Source organism: Streptomyces lasalocidi (assembly GCF_005280215.1).
GTDB lineage: Bacteria > Actinomycetota > Actinomycetes > Streptomycetales > Streptomycetaceae > Streptomyces > Streptomyces longwoodensis.
Genome location: NZ_SZNQ01000001.1, coordinates 5,707,961 through 5,723,886, shown reverse-complemented (window position 1 = coordinate 5,723,886; position 15,926 = coordinate 5,707,961). Strand labels below are relative to the sequence as shown.

Below are 15,926 nucleotides of genomic sequence, written 5' to 3'. Positions count from 1 at the left end.
ACGCGCTGCCGCCCGCAACCGGTCTTGTCAACGCCGCCGCCCGGCCGGCCCCCGTCGCCGGGATCCCGGCTCCGGCCCTTCGGTCAGTCGGCGGCCCGGGCGGGCTCGGGGACCTGAACGGTTCCCCCTGGCCCCCCGTCGTCTTCTTGGCTCCCCGCGACGGTTCCGCCGTCCGCGCGGTCGCCGCCCGCGTCGCCGTCCGCGGCGGGGGGTCCCGTCTGGTCCCTGAGCTCCGCGATGGCGGTCTCGAAGTCCTCGAGCGAGTCGAAGGCCCGGTAGACGGAGGCGAACCGCAGGTACGCGACGAGGTCGAGTTCCTGCAACGGGCCGAGTATGGCCAGCCCCACGTCATGGGTCGTGAGCTCGGCGCTTCCGGTGGCCCGCACCGCCTCCTCGACCCGCTGGCCGAGCTGCGCGAGTGCGTCCTCGGTGACGGGCCGCCCCTGGCACGCCTTGCGCACACCGTTGATGACCTTCGTACGGCTGAACGGCTCGGTGACTCCGGACCGCTTGACCACCATCAGTGAACAGGTCTCCACCGTCGTGAAACGACGGGAGCAGTCGGGACACTGACGGCGCCTGCGGATCGACGTGCCGTCGTCAGTCGTACGGCTGTCGACGACACGGCTGTCGGGGTGCCTGCAGAAGGGGCAGTGCATGTTCTCCAACCCTCCTCACAGCAGACTCAACAGCCTCGTGGGCCACACGAGCCCCTCGAAGCAGCCCCCAGCATAGGCGATCGCCGAGCATCCGAAGACACCGGGGACCACAACTTCTGGGTCGCTGGTGACATCCAACCACTACATGTAGGGCTTGGCTCATACGTGCAGGATGTGTCGCGTGTCGCGACCGGAGCCCTCACGCACCGCTCCCCGGTCGTCACGCCGAGCGTCCGGAAGGGGGCATGATCGCGTCCGCTCCGCACGCGTGCGACCACGGAAAGGAGCCGACGGCGCGCAGGTGCGAAGCCGACGGCACGCACGCGTGGAGGCGTCCGACGATGCCCGCAATCCGCGCACACACGGTGATCACCCGCGCCCGTAGGCCGTCGACACGCACGCGTGGGGACGCACCGCGCGGACACGTACGGAGATACCGTGAGCGCCGCAGGGAGGAGCGGTGCGACTCCCGGACAGGGGCGGGTCGCGGTCCCGACGGGCGGGACGACGGATGGCAGACTGAGGCTCCGGCCCACGAGGTCGGCGGCCCCGGCGGTGAAGAGTACAACAGCGGGCCCCTTCGCCCGTCAGGACGCGGCGTCAGCCATACACCCGGACACATGATCAGGTCCGGTTATCCGCGGTTTTTCACTCGAACGTGTGTTTGGCGCAACCTTTCGAAAGCCACTACCGTTGTCCAGCAGGGAGACCATCGAGAGGGGCCGACGTGACCACCACCGCAGACAGCGCCAGCATCACCGCCCAGGACCGCTCCCAGGGCCGACTCGAGCCGGTGCACGGGATGAACGAAGCCGTGCATCCCGAGCACAAGCGCTCCCTGCCGGGCCGACCTCCAGGCATCCGTGCCGACAGTTCGGGACTCACCGACCGTCAGCGCCGGGTGATCGAGGTCATCAGGGACTCCGTGCAGCGCCGGGGGTACCCGCCGTCGATGCGCGAGATCGGCCAGGCGGTGGGCCTGTCCAGCACGTCCTCCGTCGCCCACCAGCTGATGGCGCTGGAGCGCAAGGGCTTTCTGCGCCGCGACCCGCACCGCCCGCGCGCGTACGAGGTGCGCGGCTCGGACCAGGCCGCCCAGGTCCAGCCCACGGACACCGCCGGCAAGCCCGCCGCGTCGTACGTCCCGCTCGTCGGCCGGATCGCCGCCGGCGGCCCGATCCTCGCCGAGGAATCGGTCGAGGACGTCTTCCCCCTCCCCCGCCAGCTCGTCGGTGACGGTGAGCTGTTCGTGCTGAAGGTCGTCGGCGACTCGATGATCGAGGCCGCCATCTGCGACGGCGACTGGGTCACGGTCCGCCGCCAGCCGGTCGCCGAGAACGGCGACATCGTGGCCGCCATGCTCGACGGCGAGGCGACCGTCAAGCGCTTCAAGCGCGAGGACGGGCACGTGTGGCTGCTCCCGCACAACTCGGCCTACGAGCCGATTCCCGGTGACGACGCGACGATCCTCGGCAAGGTGGTGGCCGTCCTGCGACGCGTCTGAGCACGGCGTCGGCGGGCCTCTCCCCGCCCGCCCCCTGTGACGGGGCCCCGGAATCCCTGCGCCGGTTCCGGGGCCCTGTGCTGTGCTGGGACACCGGCACGTGAATTGCCGCCGGGGCGCCCGGCGCGCCTGGCCCGTAGGCCTTCGTGCGGCCAACGCCGTGAAGTCAGGGCCGGTACCTGCCTACCGGCCCTCGTTCACTGGTCTTCCGCCTGCTTCGCCGACGCGTCGATCGCCGCCAGCGACCTGCGGACCTGGTTGCGGTCCGTCGTGAACCAGAAGTCGGGCATCGACGCCTTCAGGTAGCTCCCGTACCGGGCCGTCGCCAGCCGCTGGTCCAGGACGGCGACCACACCGCGGTCCCCGGACGCCCGCACGAGACGGCCGGCGCCCTGGGCCATGAGGAGCGCCGCATGCGTGGCGGCCACCGCCATGAAGCCGTTGCCCCCGGCTTCCTCCACCGCCTTCTGCCGGGCGCTCATCAACGGGTCGTCGGGACGCGGGAACGGGATCTTGTCCATGACCACCAGCTGACAGCTGGAGCCGGGTACGTCCACGCCCTGCCACAGCGAGAGCGTGCCGAACAGGCAGGTCCTGGGGTCCGCCGCGAAGTTCTTGATCAGCTCGCCGAGGGTTTCCTCGCCCTGCAGCAGGATCGGGTACTCCGGGATGCGCGAGCGCAGCTCCTCCGCGGCGAGCTGGGCCGCCCGCATGGAGGAGAAGAGCCCGAGCGTGCGCCCGCCGGCCGCCTGGATCAGCTCCGTCAGCTCGTCCAGCATGTCGCCGCGATCACCGTCGCGCGCGGGGCGGGACAAGTGCTTGGCCACGTAGAGGATGCCCTGCTTGGGATAGTCGAACGGCGATCCGACGTCGATGCCCTTCCACTGCGGCACGTCCTCGCCCTCGGTGCCCTCGGGAGCGAGGCCGAGGGAGGCGCCGACGCCGTTGAAGTCGCCGCCCAGCTTCAGGGTCGCGGAGGCCAGGATCACCGAGCGGTCGGAGAAGAGCTTCTCCCGCAGCAGCCCGGAGACGGACATCGGGGCAACCCGCAGGGACGCGCCGAACCGGTCGTGGCGCTCGTACCAGACGACGTCCCACTCGGAGCCGTTCACGACCCGTTCCGCCACGTCGTGCACCGACTCCACGGACGCCAGTGCCTGCTTGCGGACCGCGTCCTCGTCCTGGACGGACTTGTCGCGGGTGCCGCCGATCGCGGTGATGACCGTCCGGGCGGCGTCGCGCAGCGCCATCAGCGCGTAACCGAGGTCCTCCGGGATCTCCTCGAGACGGCCCGGCAGGGCCAGCTCCATGACCCGCTCGAACCCCTCGGCGGCGGTCTGCAGCTGATCGGCCGCCTTCTCGTTGACGAGTTTCGCGGCGCGCCGCACCGCGCGGTTGACCTGCCCGGGGGTCAGCTCCCCGGTCGCCACCCCGGTGACCCGGGAGACCAGCTCGTGGGCCTCGTCGACGATCAGCACCTCGTGCTGCGGGAGGACCGGCGCGCCCTCGATCGCGTCGATCGCCAGCAGGGCGTGGTTGGTGACGACGACCTCGGCGAGCTTGGCCCGCTCACGCGCCATCTCGGCGAAGCACTCGGCGCCGTACGCGCACTTGGAGGCGCCCAGGCACTCGCGCGAAGACACCGACACCTGTGACCAGGCGCGGTCGGAGACGCCGGGCGTCAAGCCGTCGCGGTCACCGGTCTCCGTGTCGTCGGCCCATTCACGCAGCCGCAGCAGGTCCTGGCCCAGCTTGCTCGTGGGGGCGGCCGCCTCGAACTGGTCGAACAGCCCCTCCTCCTCGTCCTGCGGCACCCCTTCGTGCAACCGGTGCAGGCAGAGGTAGTTCGACCGGCCCTTCAGCATCGCGAACTCGGGACGGCGGCGCAGCAGGGGGTGCAGCGCCTCCACCGTGCGCGGCAGGTCCCGCTCGACCAGCTGGCGCTGGAGGGCCAGCGTGGCGGTCGCTACGACGACCCGCTCGCCGTGGGCGAGCGCGGGCACCAGGTAGCCCAGCGATTTACCGGTGCCGGTGCCGGCCTGGACGAGCAGGTGGGTGCCGTCGTCGATCGCTTCCGCGACCGCTTCGGCCATGGCCACCTGGCCGGGACGCTCCGTACCGCCGACGGCGGTGACGGCGGCGTGCAGGAGTTCGGGGAGAGAGGGCTTCGTCATAGCGCGACCACCCTACGGCGCGGGACTGACAAACGAGGGGTCGACGAGGTGAGGGGCGATGGGATCAAGACCTTGGGCTTCTTGTGGGAGGGACGGGGTGGAGGTGCAAGGAGTGGTTGGGGGGAGGTGCGCGGTGAGGCGCCGGAGAGAGAGGGCGGGAAGCCGTAGGGCCGGGTGGCCGGCCGTGGACTTCGAAATATCGGGTGGCACCGGGAACCGGGCCACCGGACCGTTCGTTGCGGAGAGTGACGACACTTCTTCCGAGTGTCACAACGGGTGACGTAGGGACCGGTCTCTGATCAGCAGAGCGGCTCGCTTGGTCGGCAGTTCGAGCTCGGCGGCGTATCGGAAACCGGCGGTCAGGAAGGCGGCGATGGACGGGATGTTGCGCAGGTCGGGTTCCGCTACGACGCGGGCACAGGCAGGTCGCCGGTCGAGCACCAGATCGGCCACGGACCTGAGGAGCACACCACCCAGACCGCGCCCGCGATCGGTTGCGCCACCGATCAGCAGGTGGATACCAGTGTCGTGGGGCCGGGCTGGATAGTGCCGGGCCAGCGGGTCGAGGTCGGCCCGGTAGATCTCCCAGTAGCTCATCGGCGTGCCCTCCAGCACGCCCAGGCACGGCACGCTGCGTCCGTCGCCCGCCCGTTGGCGACGCAGGTGCTCCTCGGTCACCGCGCCGGGGCCCGCCAGGTCCCAGTAGGCCGCGACGGAGGGGTCGTTCATCCACCGGGTGACGAGGGGAAGGTCACGGTCGACGTCTACGGGGACCAGTCGAAACGCACCGACAGGGGTGGCGGCCGTAGCCCAGGTGTCGATGTGGTCGAGCAGGTCCTCCGCGAAGGACGCCCGGCGGGCAGCCGAACTCTGCACATCCGCAACGGTGTTGAGGAAGCCCACTGGAAGGCGCAACTCCAGGGTCTCCTCGTTGTCCGTGGCGGTGCCGAGGCCGGCGACGGGAGCGGTACGGACATCGGCGCCGGTGTCGGTGGGGGGCACGGGACGCTCCTCTCGGGCGTGGGTCCGGAAGGGCGCTCAAGACCCAGGGATGAGGCTCAGGAATGGAGGGGGTTGGCGATGGTGACGTAGACGGACTGGGTGTCCACGGGGCCGACGAGTTCGTCGAGGCCGTGCAGCCGGGTGAGCAGGTTGGCCTTGCAACGCAGGACGGGTGAGTCGAGCAGCCGGGCGGGCAGCGCGCTGCGCATCCGGTGAGGGCCGGAGGCGGCTTCCTGGAGGAAGCGGCGCAGGGCGGCGAGCACCAGGCGTTCGTCGGCCAGGCGCTGGGAGCCGAACGCGCCGATGAGGCCGAACACGTTGTTGATGCCGAGGTAGTAGGCGAAGCGCTCGTCGGTTACCTCGTCGGAGACGAAGGTGTCGCTCCGCTCACCGATACCGGGCAGTCGGGCGTCCAGTTCCGCGTGGCGCGAGGCGCGGAAGTAGTAGCCCTGGTTGTCGCGGTAGCGGGCGCCGGCGGGCCACCCGTCCTGGTCGAGCAGCAAGAGGGTGTTCTGCTGGTGGGCCTCCAGGGCCACCCCCGCCTCACCGTCCAGCCAGAGAACCGGCCGGACGACGTGGCGGAGGTAGCGCAGGAACCACTCGGCGGCGACGGCTCCGACAGGGCGTCCGGTGCGGGCGGCGAGACCACTGACGACGGCGGCGAGCCGGGAGCGGGTCACGGACGCTGCGGCTTGGGGGTGAGAGCGAGGGCAAGGTGAGACCAGGCCCGCGATGCAGGAGACGTCGTCGGTCGGGGCGAACGGGTTGTGCCGGATCACCACGTCGAGGCCGGTCACCGGGGTCCCGTCCGGGGTGTCGACGGCCAGCCAGGCGGGGTCGCGGACGATGTCGAAGTCCGGGTGTTCGGCGTGCCACTGCTGGGCGAGGCCGGTGCGCAGCAGGCGTTGGACCTCGACGCCGCGGTGCAGTTCCTTGCGGAGGTTCTCGCGTCGGGAGTTGGTGATGCGCAGCGCCAGCGACAGCTTGAGCATGGCGGCTGCGCCGGAACGGTGAACGGTACGGACGGAGGAGGTGGGGTGCCACGGCGGGCCGTACGAGCCGAGGTCGCGGAGGAGACCGGCGTCGAAGAGGGCGGCTACTTCACCGCGGTGCCGGGCCTCGCGCAGCTGCCAGGGGTGCAGCGGCAGGGCCGCCCAGCCATCGGGCAGCGACAGCTCGGCACCGGCCAGGCGGGCGGTCAGCAGTGGGGCGGGGACAGGGCGGCCGCGTTCGGTCCAGGCGGAGTCGGAAGCGAGGACGGAGGGAGCGACGGCGAGCCAGTGCAGGGGGAAGGAGCCACGCAACTCGGGTGAGTACAGCCGGGCTTCGGTATCGGACAGGCCTTCGCGGCTCTTCGGGGTCGGGTGCATCGGGTGGCCGAGCAGCAGGGCCTGCTCGGCTGCGAGGAACAAGTCCGCCTCGTCGGCGGGGTGTTCCCTGCGGTCGGCGATGAAGGTCGCGGTGCGACGTGCGGAGTCGGCGACGCGCGCGACGAGGTCGACGCCATGGGTGGAGGAGGGGGCGTCGCTGTGGTCGACGGGCGGAGCTGTCGTGGTGCCGGTGTCGCCGGCTTCGCCTTGAGCCCGGAGGGACTCCTCAGCGGACTCCCGGGCGAGGAGTGCCGCCACCGTGGCCGGGTCGGCGGGTGGGCAGGCCAAGGGGGCTTTGGCGAGGCGAGGGGGGCCGAAGCGGTGCCAGCCGGTTGGGGACCAGTAGCGGACAGGGACGAGCAGGGCAGTGCCAGAAGCGGGGAGAGGGATGCGGAGGACGTTGGTGAGGGGGGCGGGGAGGTTCGTTTCGCGCACCCAGCAGCGCAGCAGGTTTTCGGTGGCGGCCGTCTGGGCCGCGGTGTGCGGGTCGGGGTGGTCCAAGAGGTCGGGCTCCGGGGCCGTGCGAGGCCGTTTCGCCAAGGGCGGGGCCTCGGCGCGGCGCGGGGAACCGACTGGGCGGACGCGTTCTCCCGATGGCCGGGGCGTGGGGGCTGCGGTGGCGGGCTGGTCCACGGCGCAGGGGGCAGCGGGTGAGGAAGGGACGGTCAACGGAGGTCCTTGCAGGGCGGGGCGGTCGGCTGGTGCGGGAGCTGCACGAGGAACGTGGGACGAGCGCGGATCAGGGGTGCGGCCGGCCGGGGCCGTCGGCTGTGCCCCGGGCCACCGCCTCCACCGCGTCGGCCAAGCGGTCGAGCACGGCGGTGGCCTGTTCGTCGGTGATCGTCAGGGGCGGGAGCAGGCGTACGACCGAGGCGTGGCGGCCGCCGAGTTCGACGATCAGGCCTCTCTTCAGGCACTCCCCCCGGATGGCTGCCGCGAGGCCGGGCGCGGCGGGGCGAGGAGCACGGGGAGCAGGGGCGTGGGTGGTCGATCGGTTCGCCGACACGTCCGCTTCGTCACGCGGAACCTGCGGTTGCGCTGCGTCAGGACCCTCAGCCGACCGTTCCGGACGACGGCGTTCCCCATGCGGGCCCTCGCAGCCCCGCGGCTCCCGATCCGCGTCCTCGCGTTCCGGGTCGACCACCTCCAGTCCGATCATCAGGCCCCGTCCCCGTACGTCCCCGATGCAGGGGAAGCGGTCGGCGAGCGTGCGGAGCTGGGTCAGCATGCGGGTGCCCAGGCTGGCGGCGTGGTCCGCGAGGCGGTGCCGGCGGACGTAGGCCAGGGTGGCGGTGCCGGCGGCCATGGCCAGTTGGTTGCCGCGGAAGGTTCCGGCGTGGGTGCCGGGTTCCCAGACGTCGAGGTCGTCGCGGTAGACGACGACGGCCAGCGGGAGGCTGCCGCCGATGGCCTTGGACAGGACCATCACGTCGGGGGTGATGCCACTGTGCTCGACGGCCCAGAAGGCGCCGGTGCGGCCGACGCCGGTCTGGATCTCGTCGGCGATCAGCGGGATCGAGTGGTCGGCCGTGATCTGCCGCATGCGGCGGAGCCAGGCGTCCGGTGCCGGGATCACCCCGCCCTCGCCCTGGACGGGTTCGAGGATCATCCCCGCAGGCGTGGGCACGCCGGAGCGGGGGTCGTCGAGGAGGTGCTCCGTCCAGCGGGCGGCGAGTTCGGCTCCGGCCTCGCCTCCGATGCCGAAGGGACAGCGGTAGTCGTACGGGTACGGGAGGCGGGTGACGCGAACGTCGGTGGCGTGGCCGGAGGCGTCCTGGGCGGCGGCCGTCATGCCGTGGTAGGCGCCGGTGAAGGCGAGGACGCCCGTGCGGCCCGTCGCCGTGCGGACGAGTTTGAGGGCGGCCTCCACGGCGTCCGTGCCGGCGGGGCCGCAGAACTGCACGCGTGCGTGGTCGGCGAGCCCGGGCGGCAACGTGTGGAACAGCTCCGTGACGAAGGCGTCCTTGACGGGAGTGGCGAGGTCGAGGGCGTGCAGGGGCGCGCCGGAGTCGAGGACGGCTCGGACGGCCTCCAGGACGACGGGGTGGTTGTGGCCGAGTGCGAGGGCGCCGGCGCCGGAGAGGCAGTCGAGGTAGCGGCGGCCGTCCGCTCCCTCGATGGTCAGTCCGCGAGCGCGCACGGGCACGATGGGCAGGGCGCGCGCGTAGGTGCGGGCGGACGACTCGCGTGCCGCCTGACGCCGCAGGATCCCCTCGTGAGCGGGGCGCGCTCCCGCGAGCCCGCCCTCGGACCCGTCCGTACGCCCGTCCACACGTCCGCCCTCGGGCCGCTCCACACGTCCGTCCTCAAGCCGGTCCGCACGCCCGCTCTCCCGGGCGCCGCCGAGGAACGCGCCGGTTCCGGCACCGGTCGGCTCTCGTCCTTCGGTCGTCCCTCCGGCCGTCCCTCCGTCGGTCCCCCCGGCTGCTCCTGCGGCGGTCCCTCCGGCGGTATCTCCGGACACAGATTCGGTCACGGCCACGGCTCGCAGTCCTCCCGCTGTCCAGGGGTGAGTTCGGTCGTCGCGGAGTGCCGGGTGGGGGCCGGCGGGACCCGGGCGGGCACACGGCCGGTCCGTCGGCGTCCGGTGTTCTGCCGGTCACGGGGGCGGCCGGTGCTCGGCCCTCCTGCCCGTGGCGGTCGGCGTCGCGCTGCGGTCCGCTCCGGTGTGACGTGGCCCGGCCCGTCGGCGCCGCTCCGCCCTTCCGCTGGTGTCCTGCTGAACTCCCGCTGGTCTTCCGCGCGGAGCCCGCCCGCAGGCATCCGGCTCCTCACCGCTACCAACCCCGGTCGGTCTCACGGGTTACGGTCTCTCGCCGACATCCTCGTGGCGGTGGGAGCAGTACGGTCGGCCGTGCGCCCCCACCCGATCCACCGCCCGCCCGTATGCCCCCGCCCCGCCCCCTCCCGGCCTCCCGGCCTCCCAGTCCCTCGACCTCCCGGCCCTCTGGCTTCCCGACCTTCTGGCCAGTTGACGAAACGGCAGGTCAGAGCGCCCGTAGCGAAACCGTTGCCGTACCGTCGGAAGTCCCCCATGCGGACGGCATATTGTGTGATGCCGTTCCACAGGGCTGTGAGAAGCGTCTGAACCCGGCATGCAGGCACCGTGAGTTCAGCCGGTTGTCCGGGCCACGGTGTCCAGTTCGTCCACCTCAGGGGGAGTAAGACCATGCGACCGATACGGCCGTCGTTCACCGCTCGTCGAGGCGGGAGCACGCGCCGCCGAAGCCTCCCCACCCTGTCGGCCGTCGCCCTCGCCTCGGCGCTCGCGCTCACCGCGACGGCGTGCGGCGGGGACGACACCGACGCGTCCGGGCAGTCCTCCGCGTCCGCCTCGGCCACCGGGGGCGGCCACGGGAAGATCAAGATCCCGGACGACCTCAAGAACCGGCTCAAGGAGCACGGGATCGACCTCGACAAGTGGAAGAACGGGGCCTGGAAGAACTGGGACCGGGACGACTGGCTGCGCGAGGCGAAGGACTTCGTCAACCCGATCATCGAGGGGCTGTGGGACCCGAACCGGATGCGGGACGCCGAGGACCCCGACCGGGGCGTGGACAGCGGTGACCTCTCGGCCGACCAGGGCGTGACCGACCCGACGCCGGACCCGGTGGACGCGCAGGCCGTGCCGACGACCTACCACGCCAACGCGGCCGAGGCGGGCAAGGTGTTCTTCGACTCCCCCGAGGGCACGATGGTCTGCTCCGCGACGGTGGTGAAGGACCCGGCGCACCCGGGCAAGTCCAACCTCGTGTGGACCGCGGGTCACTGTGTGCACGCTGGCAAGAAGGGCGGCTGGTACCGCAACATCGCGTTCGTGCCGTCGTACAACGACGCGGGGCTGTCGACCTCGGCGTTGCAGACCGCGACCAGGGAGCAGGTGGCCCCGTACGGCGTCTGGTGGGGCGACTGGGCGCGGACCTCGGACCAGTGGATCGCGCAGGGTGGCCAGACCGGCGGCGACGGCGCGCCGTACGACTTCGCGGTGATCCATGTGACGCCCGAGGACGGCGGTTCGGGGAAGTCGCTGGAGGAGACGGTCGGTTCGGCCCTGCCGGTGGACTTCGACGCGCCGGCCGTGCCGAAGGTGCGGAACCTCACGGCGACCGGCTACCCGGCGGGTGCGCCGTACGACGGGCAGAAGCTCTACCAGTGCAAGGACAAGCCGGGGCGGCTGTCGCTGGGTGCCTCGGACCCGACGATGTACCGCATCGGCTGCACGATGACCGGTGGTTCGTCCGGGGGCGGCTGGGTGGAGACCGGCTCGGACGGCAAGCCGGCGCTGGTGTCCAACACCTCCATCGGCCCGGTCCGTTCGGGCTGGCTCGCGGGGCCGCGGCTGGGTGCGGTCGCCAAGGGCGTATATGACTCGGTGAGCAAGAAGTTCGCCGGTCGGTGACGTCGCGCTGAGCCCGTCGCGGCACCCGGCGTTCGCAAGCGGGCTGCGCCCGCGTCCATACACGTTCCTTTCTCACGGGGGTTTCCGCACCATGCACTCCACACGTACGCCTCGCAGTCCCAGTCGCACCCTGGTCGCCGCGACCGGGCTCGTCGCGGCCCTGGCGCTCACCGCGACCGCCTGCGGCGGCGGGGACGACGACACGGCCGGTGGGTCCGGCTCCGGTGCCACCGCGACTGCGACCGTCACGGGCGGTGGCGGTGACAGCGGCGACGGCAAGGTCCGCCTCCCCGCCGGCGTCGCCGACAAGCTCAAGCGCCACGGCATCGACGTGGACGACTGGGCCGAGGGCGGCTGGCGGGACTGGGGCAAGGACAAGTGGCTCAGCGCGGCCAAGGACTTCGTCAACCCGATGATCGAGGGCCTGTGGAAGCCGGAGCGGATGAAGTCGGCGAAGGAGGCCGACAAAACGGTCACGGCCAAGGACGCCGCCGCCGACCAGGGCGTGAGCGATCCCGCGCCCGAGCCCGTCGAGGCGGTGGCCGAGAAGACGCCGTACCACGAGAACGCGGCCCCGGTCGGCAAGGTCTTCTTCGACTCGCCCGAGGGGTCGATGGTCTGCTCCGGCACGGTGATCAAGGACGTGAACCACCCGGGCAAGTCCGACCTCGTGTGGACGGCCGGCCACTGCGTGCACGCGGGGTCGGGCGGCGGCTGGTACCGCAACATCGCCTTCGTGCCCGCCTACAACGACCTCGGTGAGTCCGAGGAGCAGCTGAGGGACGCCACCTCCGCGGAGATCGCGCCCTACGGCAACTGGTGGGCCGACTGGGCCTCCACGTCGAAGGAGTGGATCGCCGGGGGCTCGGAGACGGGCGGTGCGGGGGCGGCGTACGACTACGCGGTGCTGCACGTCACGCCGGAGCAGGGCTCGAAGTCGCTGGAGGAGACCGTCGGCGGGGCGCTGGACGTCGACTTCTCGGCGCCGTCCGCGAGCGAGGTGGCCTCGATGGGTGCCTGGGGTTACCCGGCGGCGCCGCCGTACAACGGGCTGAAGATGTTCAAGTGCCTCGACCGGCCCGGCCGGCTGTCGCTGAGCCCGGCCCTGCCGACGATGTACCGGATCGGCTGCACGATGACCGGGGGTTCGTCGGGCGGCGGTTGGTTCCGGGTGGTGGGCGGCAGGACGAAGCTGGTGTCCAACACCTCGATCGGCCCGTCCGACAACACCTGGCTGGCGGGCCCGCAGCTCGGCGCGGAGGCCGAGGCGATCTACCGGAACATGAGCAGGACGTACGGCGGACGGTGACCCCGCACGCGCGAAGGCCCGCCCCCTGCGAAGGAGCAGGGGGCGGGCCTTCGTTCCGGCGTCTGCGCGGTGCGCGTGCCGGGCGCAGGTGTCAGCGTGCCTGCGCCGGTACGTACGGTGCGAGGTCCGCGGCCAGTTCCTCGTGGACCCGCGCCTTGAGCAGGGTGCCCTCCGCCGTGTGCTCCTCGGAGATCACCTCGCCCTCGGTGTGGGCACGGGCGACCAGCTTGCCGTGGGTGTACGGCACGAGCGCCTCGATCTCGACGGACGGCCTGGGCAGTTCGTTGTCGATCAGCCCGAGCAGTTCGGCGATGCCCTGACCGGTGCGGGCGGAGACGGCGATGGAGCGCTTCTCGACCCGCAGCAGTCGCTGGAGCGTCAGCGGGTCGGCCGCGTCGGCCTTGTTGATCACGACGATCTCGGGCACGCCGGTGGCGCCGACGTCCCGGATCACCTCGCGCACGGCCAGCAGCTGTTCCTCCGGGTTCGGGTGCGAGCCGTCCACCACGTGCAGGATCAGGTCGGCGTCGCCGACCTCCTCCATGGTGGAGCGGAACGCCTCGACCAGGTGGTGCGGCAGGTGGCGCACGAAGCCGACGGTGTCGGCCAGGGTGTACAACCGGCCGCTCGGGGTCTCCGCCCGGCGGACGGTGGGGTCCAGGGTCGCGAACAGGGCGTTCTCGACCAGGACGCCCGCGCCCGTGAGGCGGTTGAGCAGGGACGACTTGCCGGCGTTGGTGTAGCCCGCGATGGCGACGGACGGCACCTTGTTGCGCCGGCGCACCTGGCGCTGGACGTCACGGCCGGTCTTCATCTCCGCGATCTCCCGGCGCATCTTCGCCATCTTCTCGCGGATCCGTCGCCGGTCCGTCTCGATCTTGGTCTCACCGGGACCACGGGTGGCGAGGCCGCCGCCCTTGCCGCCGCCCATCTGCCGGGACAGCGACTGACCCCAGCCGCGCAGGCGCGGCAGCATGTACTGCATCTGCGCGAGCGCGACCTGCGCCTTGCCCTCACGGGACTTGGCGTGCTGGGCGAAGATGTCGAGGATCAGGGCCGTACGGTCGATGACCTTGACCTTGACGACGTCCTCGAGGTGGATGAGCTGGCCCGGGCTGAGCTCGCCGTCGCAGATGACGGTGTCCGCGCCGGTCTCCAGCACGATGTCGCGCAGCTCACCGGCCTTGCCGGAGCCGATGTAGGTGGCGGCGTCGGGCTTGTCGCGGCGCTGGATCACGCCGTCGAGCACGAGGGCGCCGGCCGTCTCCGCGAGGGCGGCGAGCTCGGCGAGCGAGTTGTCCGCGTCCTGCACCGTCCCCGACGTCCAGACGCCGACGAGCACGACCCGCTCCAGACGGAGCTGCCGGTACTCGACCTCGGTGACGTCCTCGAGCTCGGTGGAGAGGCCCGCCACGCGGCGCAGGGCCGCGCGCTCGGAGCGGTCGAACTGGTCGCCGTCGCGCTCTCCGTCGATCTCGTGGCTCCAGGCGACGTCCTCTTCCATCAGGGCATCGGCCCGGAGGCCTTCGGGGTAGGCGTGCGCGAAACGCTTGGTGTCCTGGGAAGGGGAAGAAGAGGAGGTCATTGGATCCTTACGTCGATGGGGATGCCTGTGGCGTTCACTGGTGACAACGCGCGAGTACCCCGGGAGATTCCCGTGTCCCGCCCCTGTCCGGTGGCGCGCCGACCGGACGATGGTCGCACGGTACGGCCCGTCTCGTCACCGCCTTATTCAACGGACGCCGCAGCCTTCCGGTCGCCGTGCACCATGGGCTCCGCGGCGGCCTTCTGTTCGTCCGACGCGGCCTGCGCCGTGGCCTTCCAGTCCGGGTGGCCGGGCATCGGCGGGGTCTTGTCGCCGTACAGCCAGCCGCGGAAGAAGCCGTCGAGGTCACGGCCGGAGACGCGGGCGGCCAGCGCCGTGAAGTCGGCGGTGCCCGCGGTGGCGTCCTGGTTCCGCTGCACCCAGGCCCGTTCCAGCTGCTCGAACGCACGTTCGCCGATCTCCTGGCGCAGGGCGTACAGGACGAGCGCGGCACCGTCGTAGACGTTCGCACGGAAGATGCCGATCTTCTGGCCCGGCTTGGGCGGCTTCGGGGCGGCGGGCGGCCCGCCGGAGGCGCGCCAGCGGTCGGAGGCGCCGTACGCGGCCTTCATCCGCGCCTCCATCGGCCGGTCGCCCTTCTCCTGCGCGTACAGGGACTCGTACCAGGTGGCGTGTCCCTCGTTGAGCCACAGGTCGGACCAGGTGCGCGGGCTGACGCTGTCGCCGAACCACTGGTGGGACAGCTCGTGCACCATGATCGACTCGACGTACCAGGCCGGGTAGGCGGGGTTCGTGAACACCTCGCGCTCGAAGAGGGACAGGGTCTGCGTCTCCAGCTCGTAGCCGGTGGAGGCGTCGGCGAGGAGCAGCCCGTACGTCTCGAAGGGGTAGGCGCCGACCTTGCCCTCCATCCAGGCGATCTGGTCCGGGGTCTTCTTCAGCCACGGCTCCAGCGCGTCGCGGTACCGGGTCGGCACGACGTCCCGCACGGGCAGTCCGCGCGGACCCTCGCGGTGCACGACCGTGGAGTGGCCGATGGACACCTGGGCGAGCTCGGTGGCCATGGGGTGCTGGGTCCGGTACGTCCAGGTGGTCGAGCCGTCCCCGCGGTCGACGCCGGTGGGCAGGCCGTTGGCGACGGCGGTGTAGTCGTCCGGGGCGGTGATCCGGATGGTGAACATCGCCTTGTCGGAGGGGTGGTCGTTGCACGGGAACACCAGGTGGGCGGCGTCCGCCTGGTTGGCCATCGCCAGGCCGTCCGAGGTGCGCACCCAGCCGCCGTCGCGGTCGGGCGCGGGGGTGGGGTCGCTGGTGTGCCGCACGGTGATCCGCGTCCAGCTGCCCCGGGGCAGGGGGCGTTCGGGGGTGACGACCAGGTCGTCGCCGGCCTCGGTGAAGTCGGCCGGCCGACCGTCGACCTCGACGGAGCGGACGGTGCCGTGGGTGAAGTCGAGGTTCACGCGGTCCAGGGAGGCCGTCGTCCGGGCGGCGATCGTGGTGACCGCCTGCAGCGGTTCGCTGTTGTCGCCCGAGTAGGTGAAGGCCAGGTCGTACGCCGCCACGTCGTACCCCGGGTTGCCCAGGTACGGGAAGAGGCGGTCGCCCAGGCCCAGCGGGGCTGCGGGGGCGCTCGCCGCGAGCAGGGCGAAGGAGACGGCGGACGCGGTGCCGGCGAGCAGCGCGGCCCTGGCCCGGCGCCGGCGCGCTGCCGTTCGGCCCCGGCGGGCGTCCCGCGCGCGGGGTGGGCCGTCGGCGGCGGGCGCTGGGGCGGTGTCGGGCGGGGAGGCGGCGGCGGAGGACCTACGGAACCGGGAGGCGCGGAGGGTGAGCGGCATGCACCACCGCTACCAGCGTCCGACCGCCCGACGGCGACGGCGCGCACCCGTCCCACCCGAACGGGTCGCTCACGCGCGCGTGGGGTTCACCGGTCACGGACCGACGCGGCCCCGCTCGGTCCGAAGGA

At 72.0% G+C, this 15,926-nt stretch carries 10 protein-coding genes; 3 read left to right on the top strand and 7 right to left on the bottom strand.

Annotation, left to right across the window (positions count from 1 at the left end; all coding sequences use genetic code 11):
* Nucleotides 1-83: 83 nt before the first annotated feature.
* Nucleotides 84-659: a transcriptional regulator NrdR gene (gene nrdR, locus E4U91_RS25825; RefSeq protein WP_137309033.1), complete on the bottom strand. Its 576-nt coding sequence runs from the start codon at nt 657-659 to the stop codon at nt 84-86.
* A gap of 727 nt (nt 660-1,386) precedes the next feature.
* Here nrdR and lexA point away from each other — a divergent pair.
* Nucleotides 1,387-2,163 (top strand): transcriptional repressor LexA, encoded by a 777-nt coding sequence (lexA, locus tag E4U91_RS25820; RefSeq protein WP_137309032.1) that lies wholly within the window; start codon nt 1,387-1,389, stop codon nt 2,161-2,163.
* Nucleotides 2,164-2,360: 197 nt separating this feature from the next.
* Here the strand turns inward: lexA and E4U91_RS25815 are convergent, their stop codons facing one another.
* From E4U91_RS25815 to E4U91_RS25800, 4 genes are all read right to left on the bottom strand, one after another.
* Entirely contained in the window at nt 2,361-4,337 is a 1,977-nt protein-coding gene (locus E4U91_RS25815) for an ATP-dependent DNA helicase (protein WP_137309031.1), read from the bottom strand.
* A gap of 267 nt (nt 4,338-4,604) precedes the next feature.
* A complete protein-coding gene (locus tag E4U91_RS25810) occupies nt 4,605-5,339 on the bottom strand; it encodes a GNAT family N-acetyltransferase (RefSeq protein ID WP_137309030.1) in 735 nt (244 codons plus the stop codon).
* Nucleotides 5,340-5,395: 56 nt separating this feature from the next.
* Nucleotides 5,396-7,342, bottom strand: a complete 1,947-nt coding sequence (locus tag E4U91_RS25805; protein WP_137311000.1) for an IucA/IucC family protein — start codon at nt 7,340-7,342, stop codon at nt 5,396-5,398.
* A gap of 106 nt (nt 7,343-7,448) precedes the next feature.
* Nucleotides 7,449-8,981 (bottom strand): diaminobutyrate--2-oxoglutarate transaminase family protein, encoded by a 1,533-nt coding sequence (locus E4U91_RS25800; RefSeq protein WP_137309029.1) that lies wholly within the window; start codon nt 8,979-8,981, stop codon nt 7,449-7,451.
* An 897-nt stretch (nt 8,982-9,878) separates the two neighbouring features.
* Here E4U91_RS25800 and E4U91_RS25795 point away from each other — a divergent pair.
* Nucleotides 9,879-11,108 carry a trypsin-like serine peptidase gene (locus E4U91_RS25795; RefSeq protein ID WP_137309028.1) on the top strand — a complete coding sequence of 410 codons (1,230 nt, stop codon included), beginning with the start codon at nt 9,879-9,881 and terminating at the stop codon, nt 11,106-11,108.
* A 91-nt stretch (nt 11,109-11,199) separates the two neighbouring features.
* Nucleotides 11,200-12,417 (top strand): trypsin-like serine peptidase, encoded by a 1,218-nt coding sequence (locus E4U91_RS25790; protein WP_137309027.1) that lies wholly within the window; start codon nt 11,200-11,202, stop codon nt 12,415-12,417.
* 91 nt (nt 12,418-12,508) lie between these two features.
* Here E4U91_RS25790 and hflX read toward each other — a convergent pair whose 3' ends face one another.
* Together hflX and E4U91_RS25780 are read right to left on the bottom strand one after the other, a co-directional pair.
* Nucleotides 12,509-14,002 carry a GTPase HflX gene (gene hflX, locus E4U91_RS25785; RefSeq protein WP_137309026.1) on the bottom strand — a complete coding sequence of 498 codons (1,494 nt, stop codon included), beginning with the start codon at nt 14,000-14,002 and terminating at the stop codon, nt 12,509-12,511.
* Nucleotides 14,003-14,145: 143 nt separating this feature from the next.
* Nucleotides 14,146-15,798, bottom strand: a complete 1,653-nt coding sequence (locus E4U91_RS25780; protein ID WP_137309025.1) for a M1 family metallopeptidase — start codon at nt 15,796-15,798, stop codon at nt 14,146-14,148.
* Nucleotides 15,799-15,926: the final 128 nt, after the last annotated feature.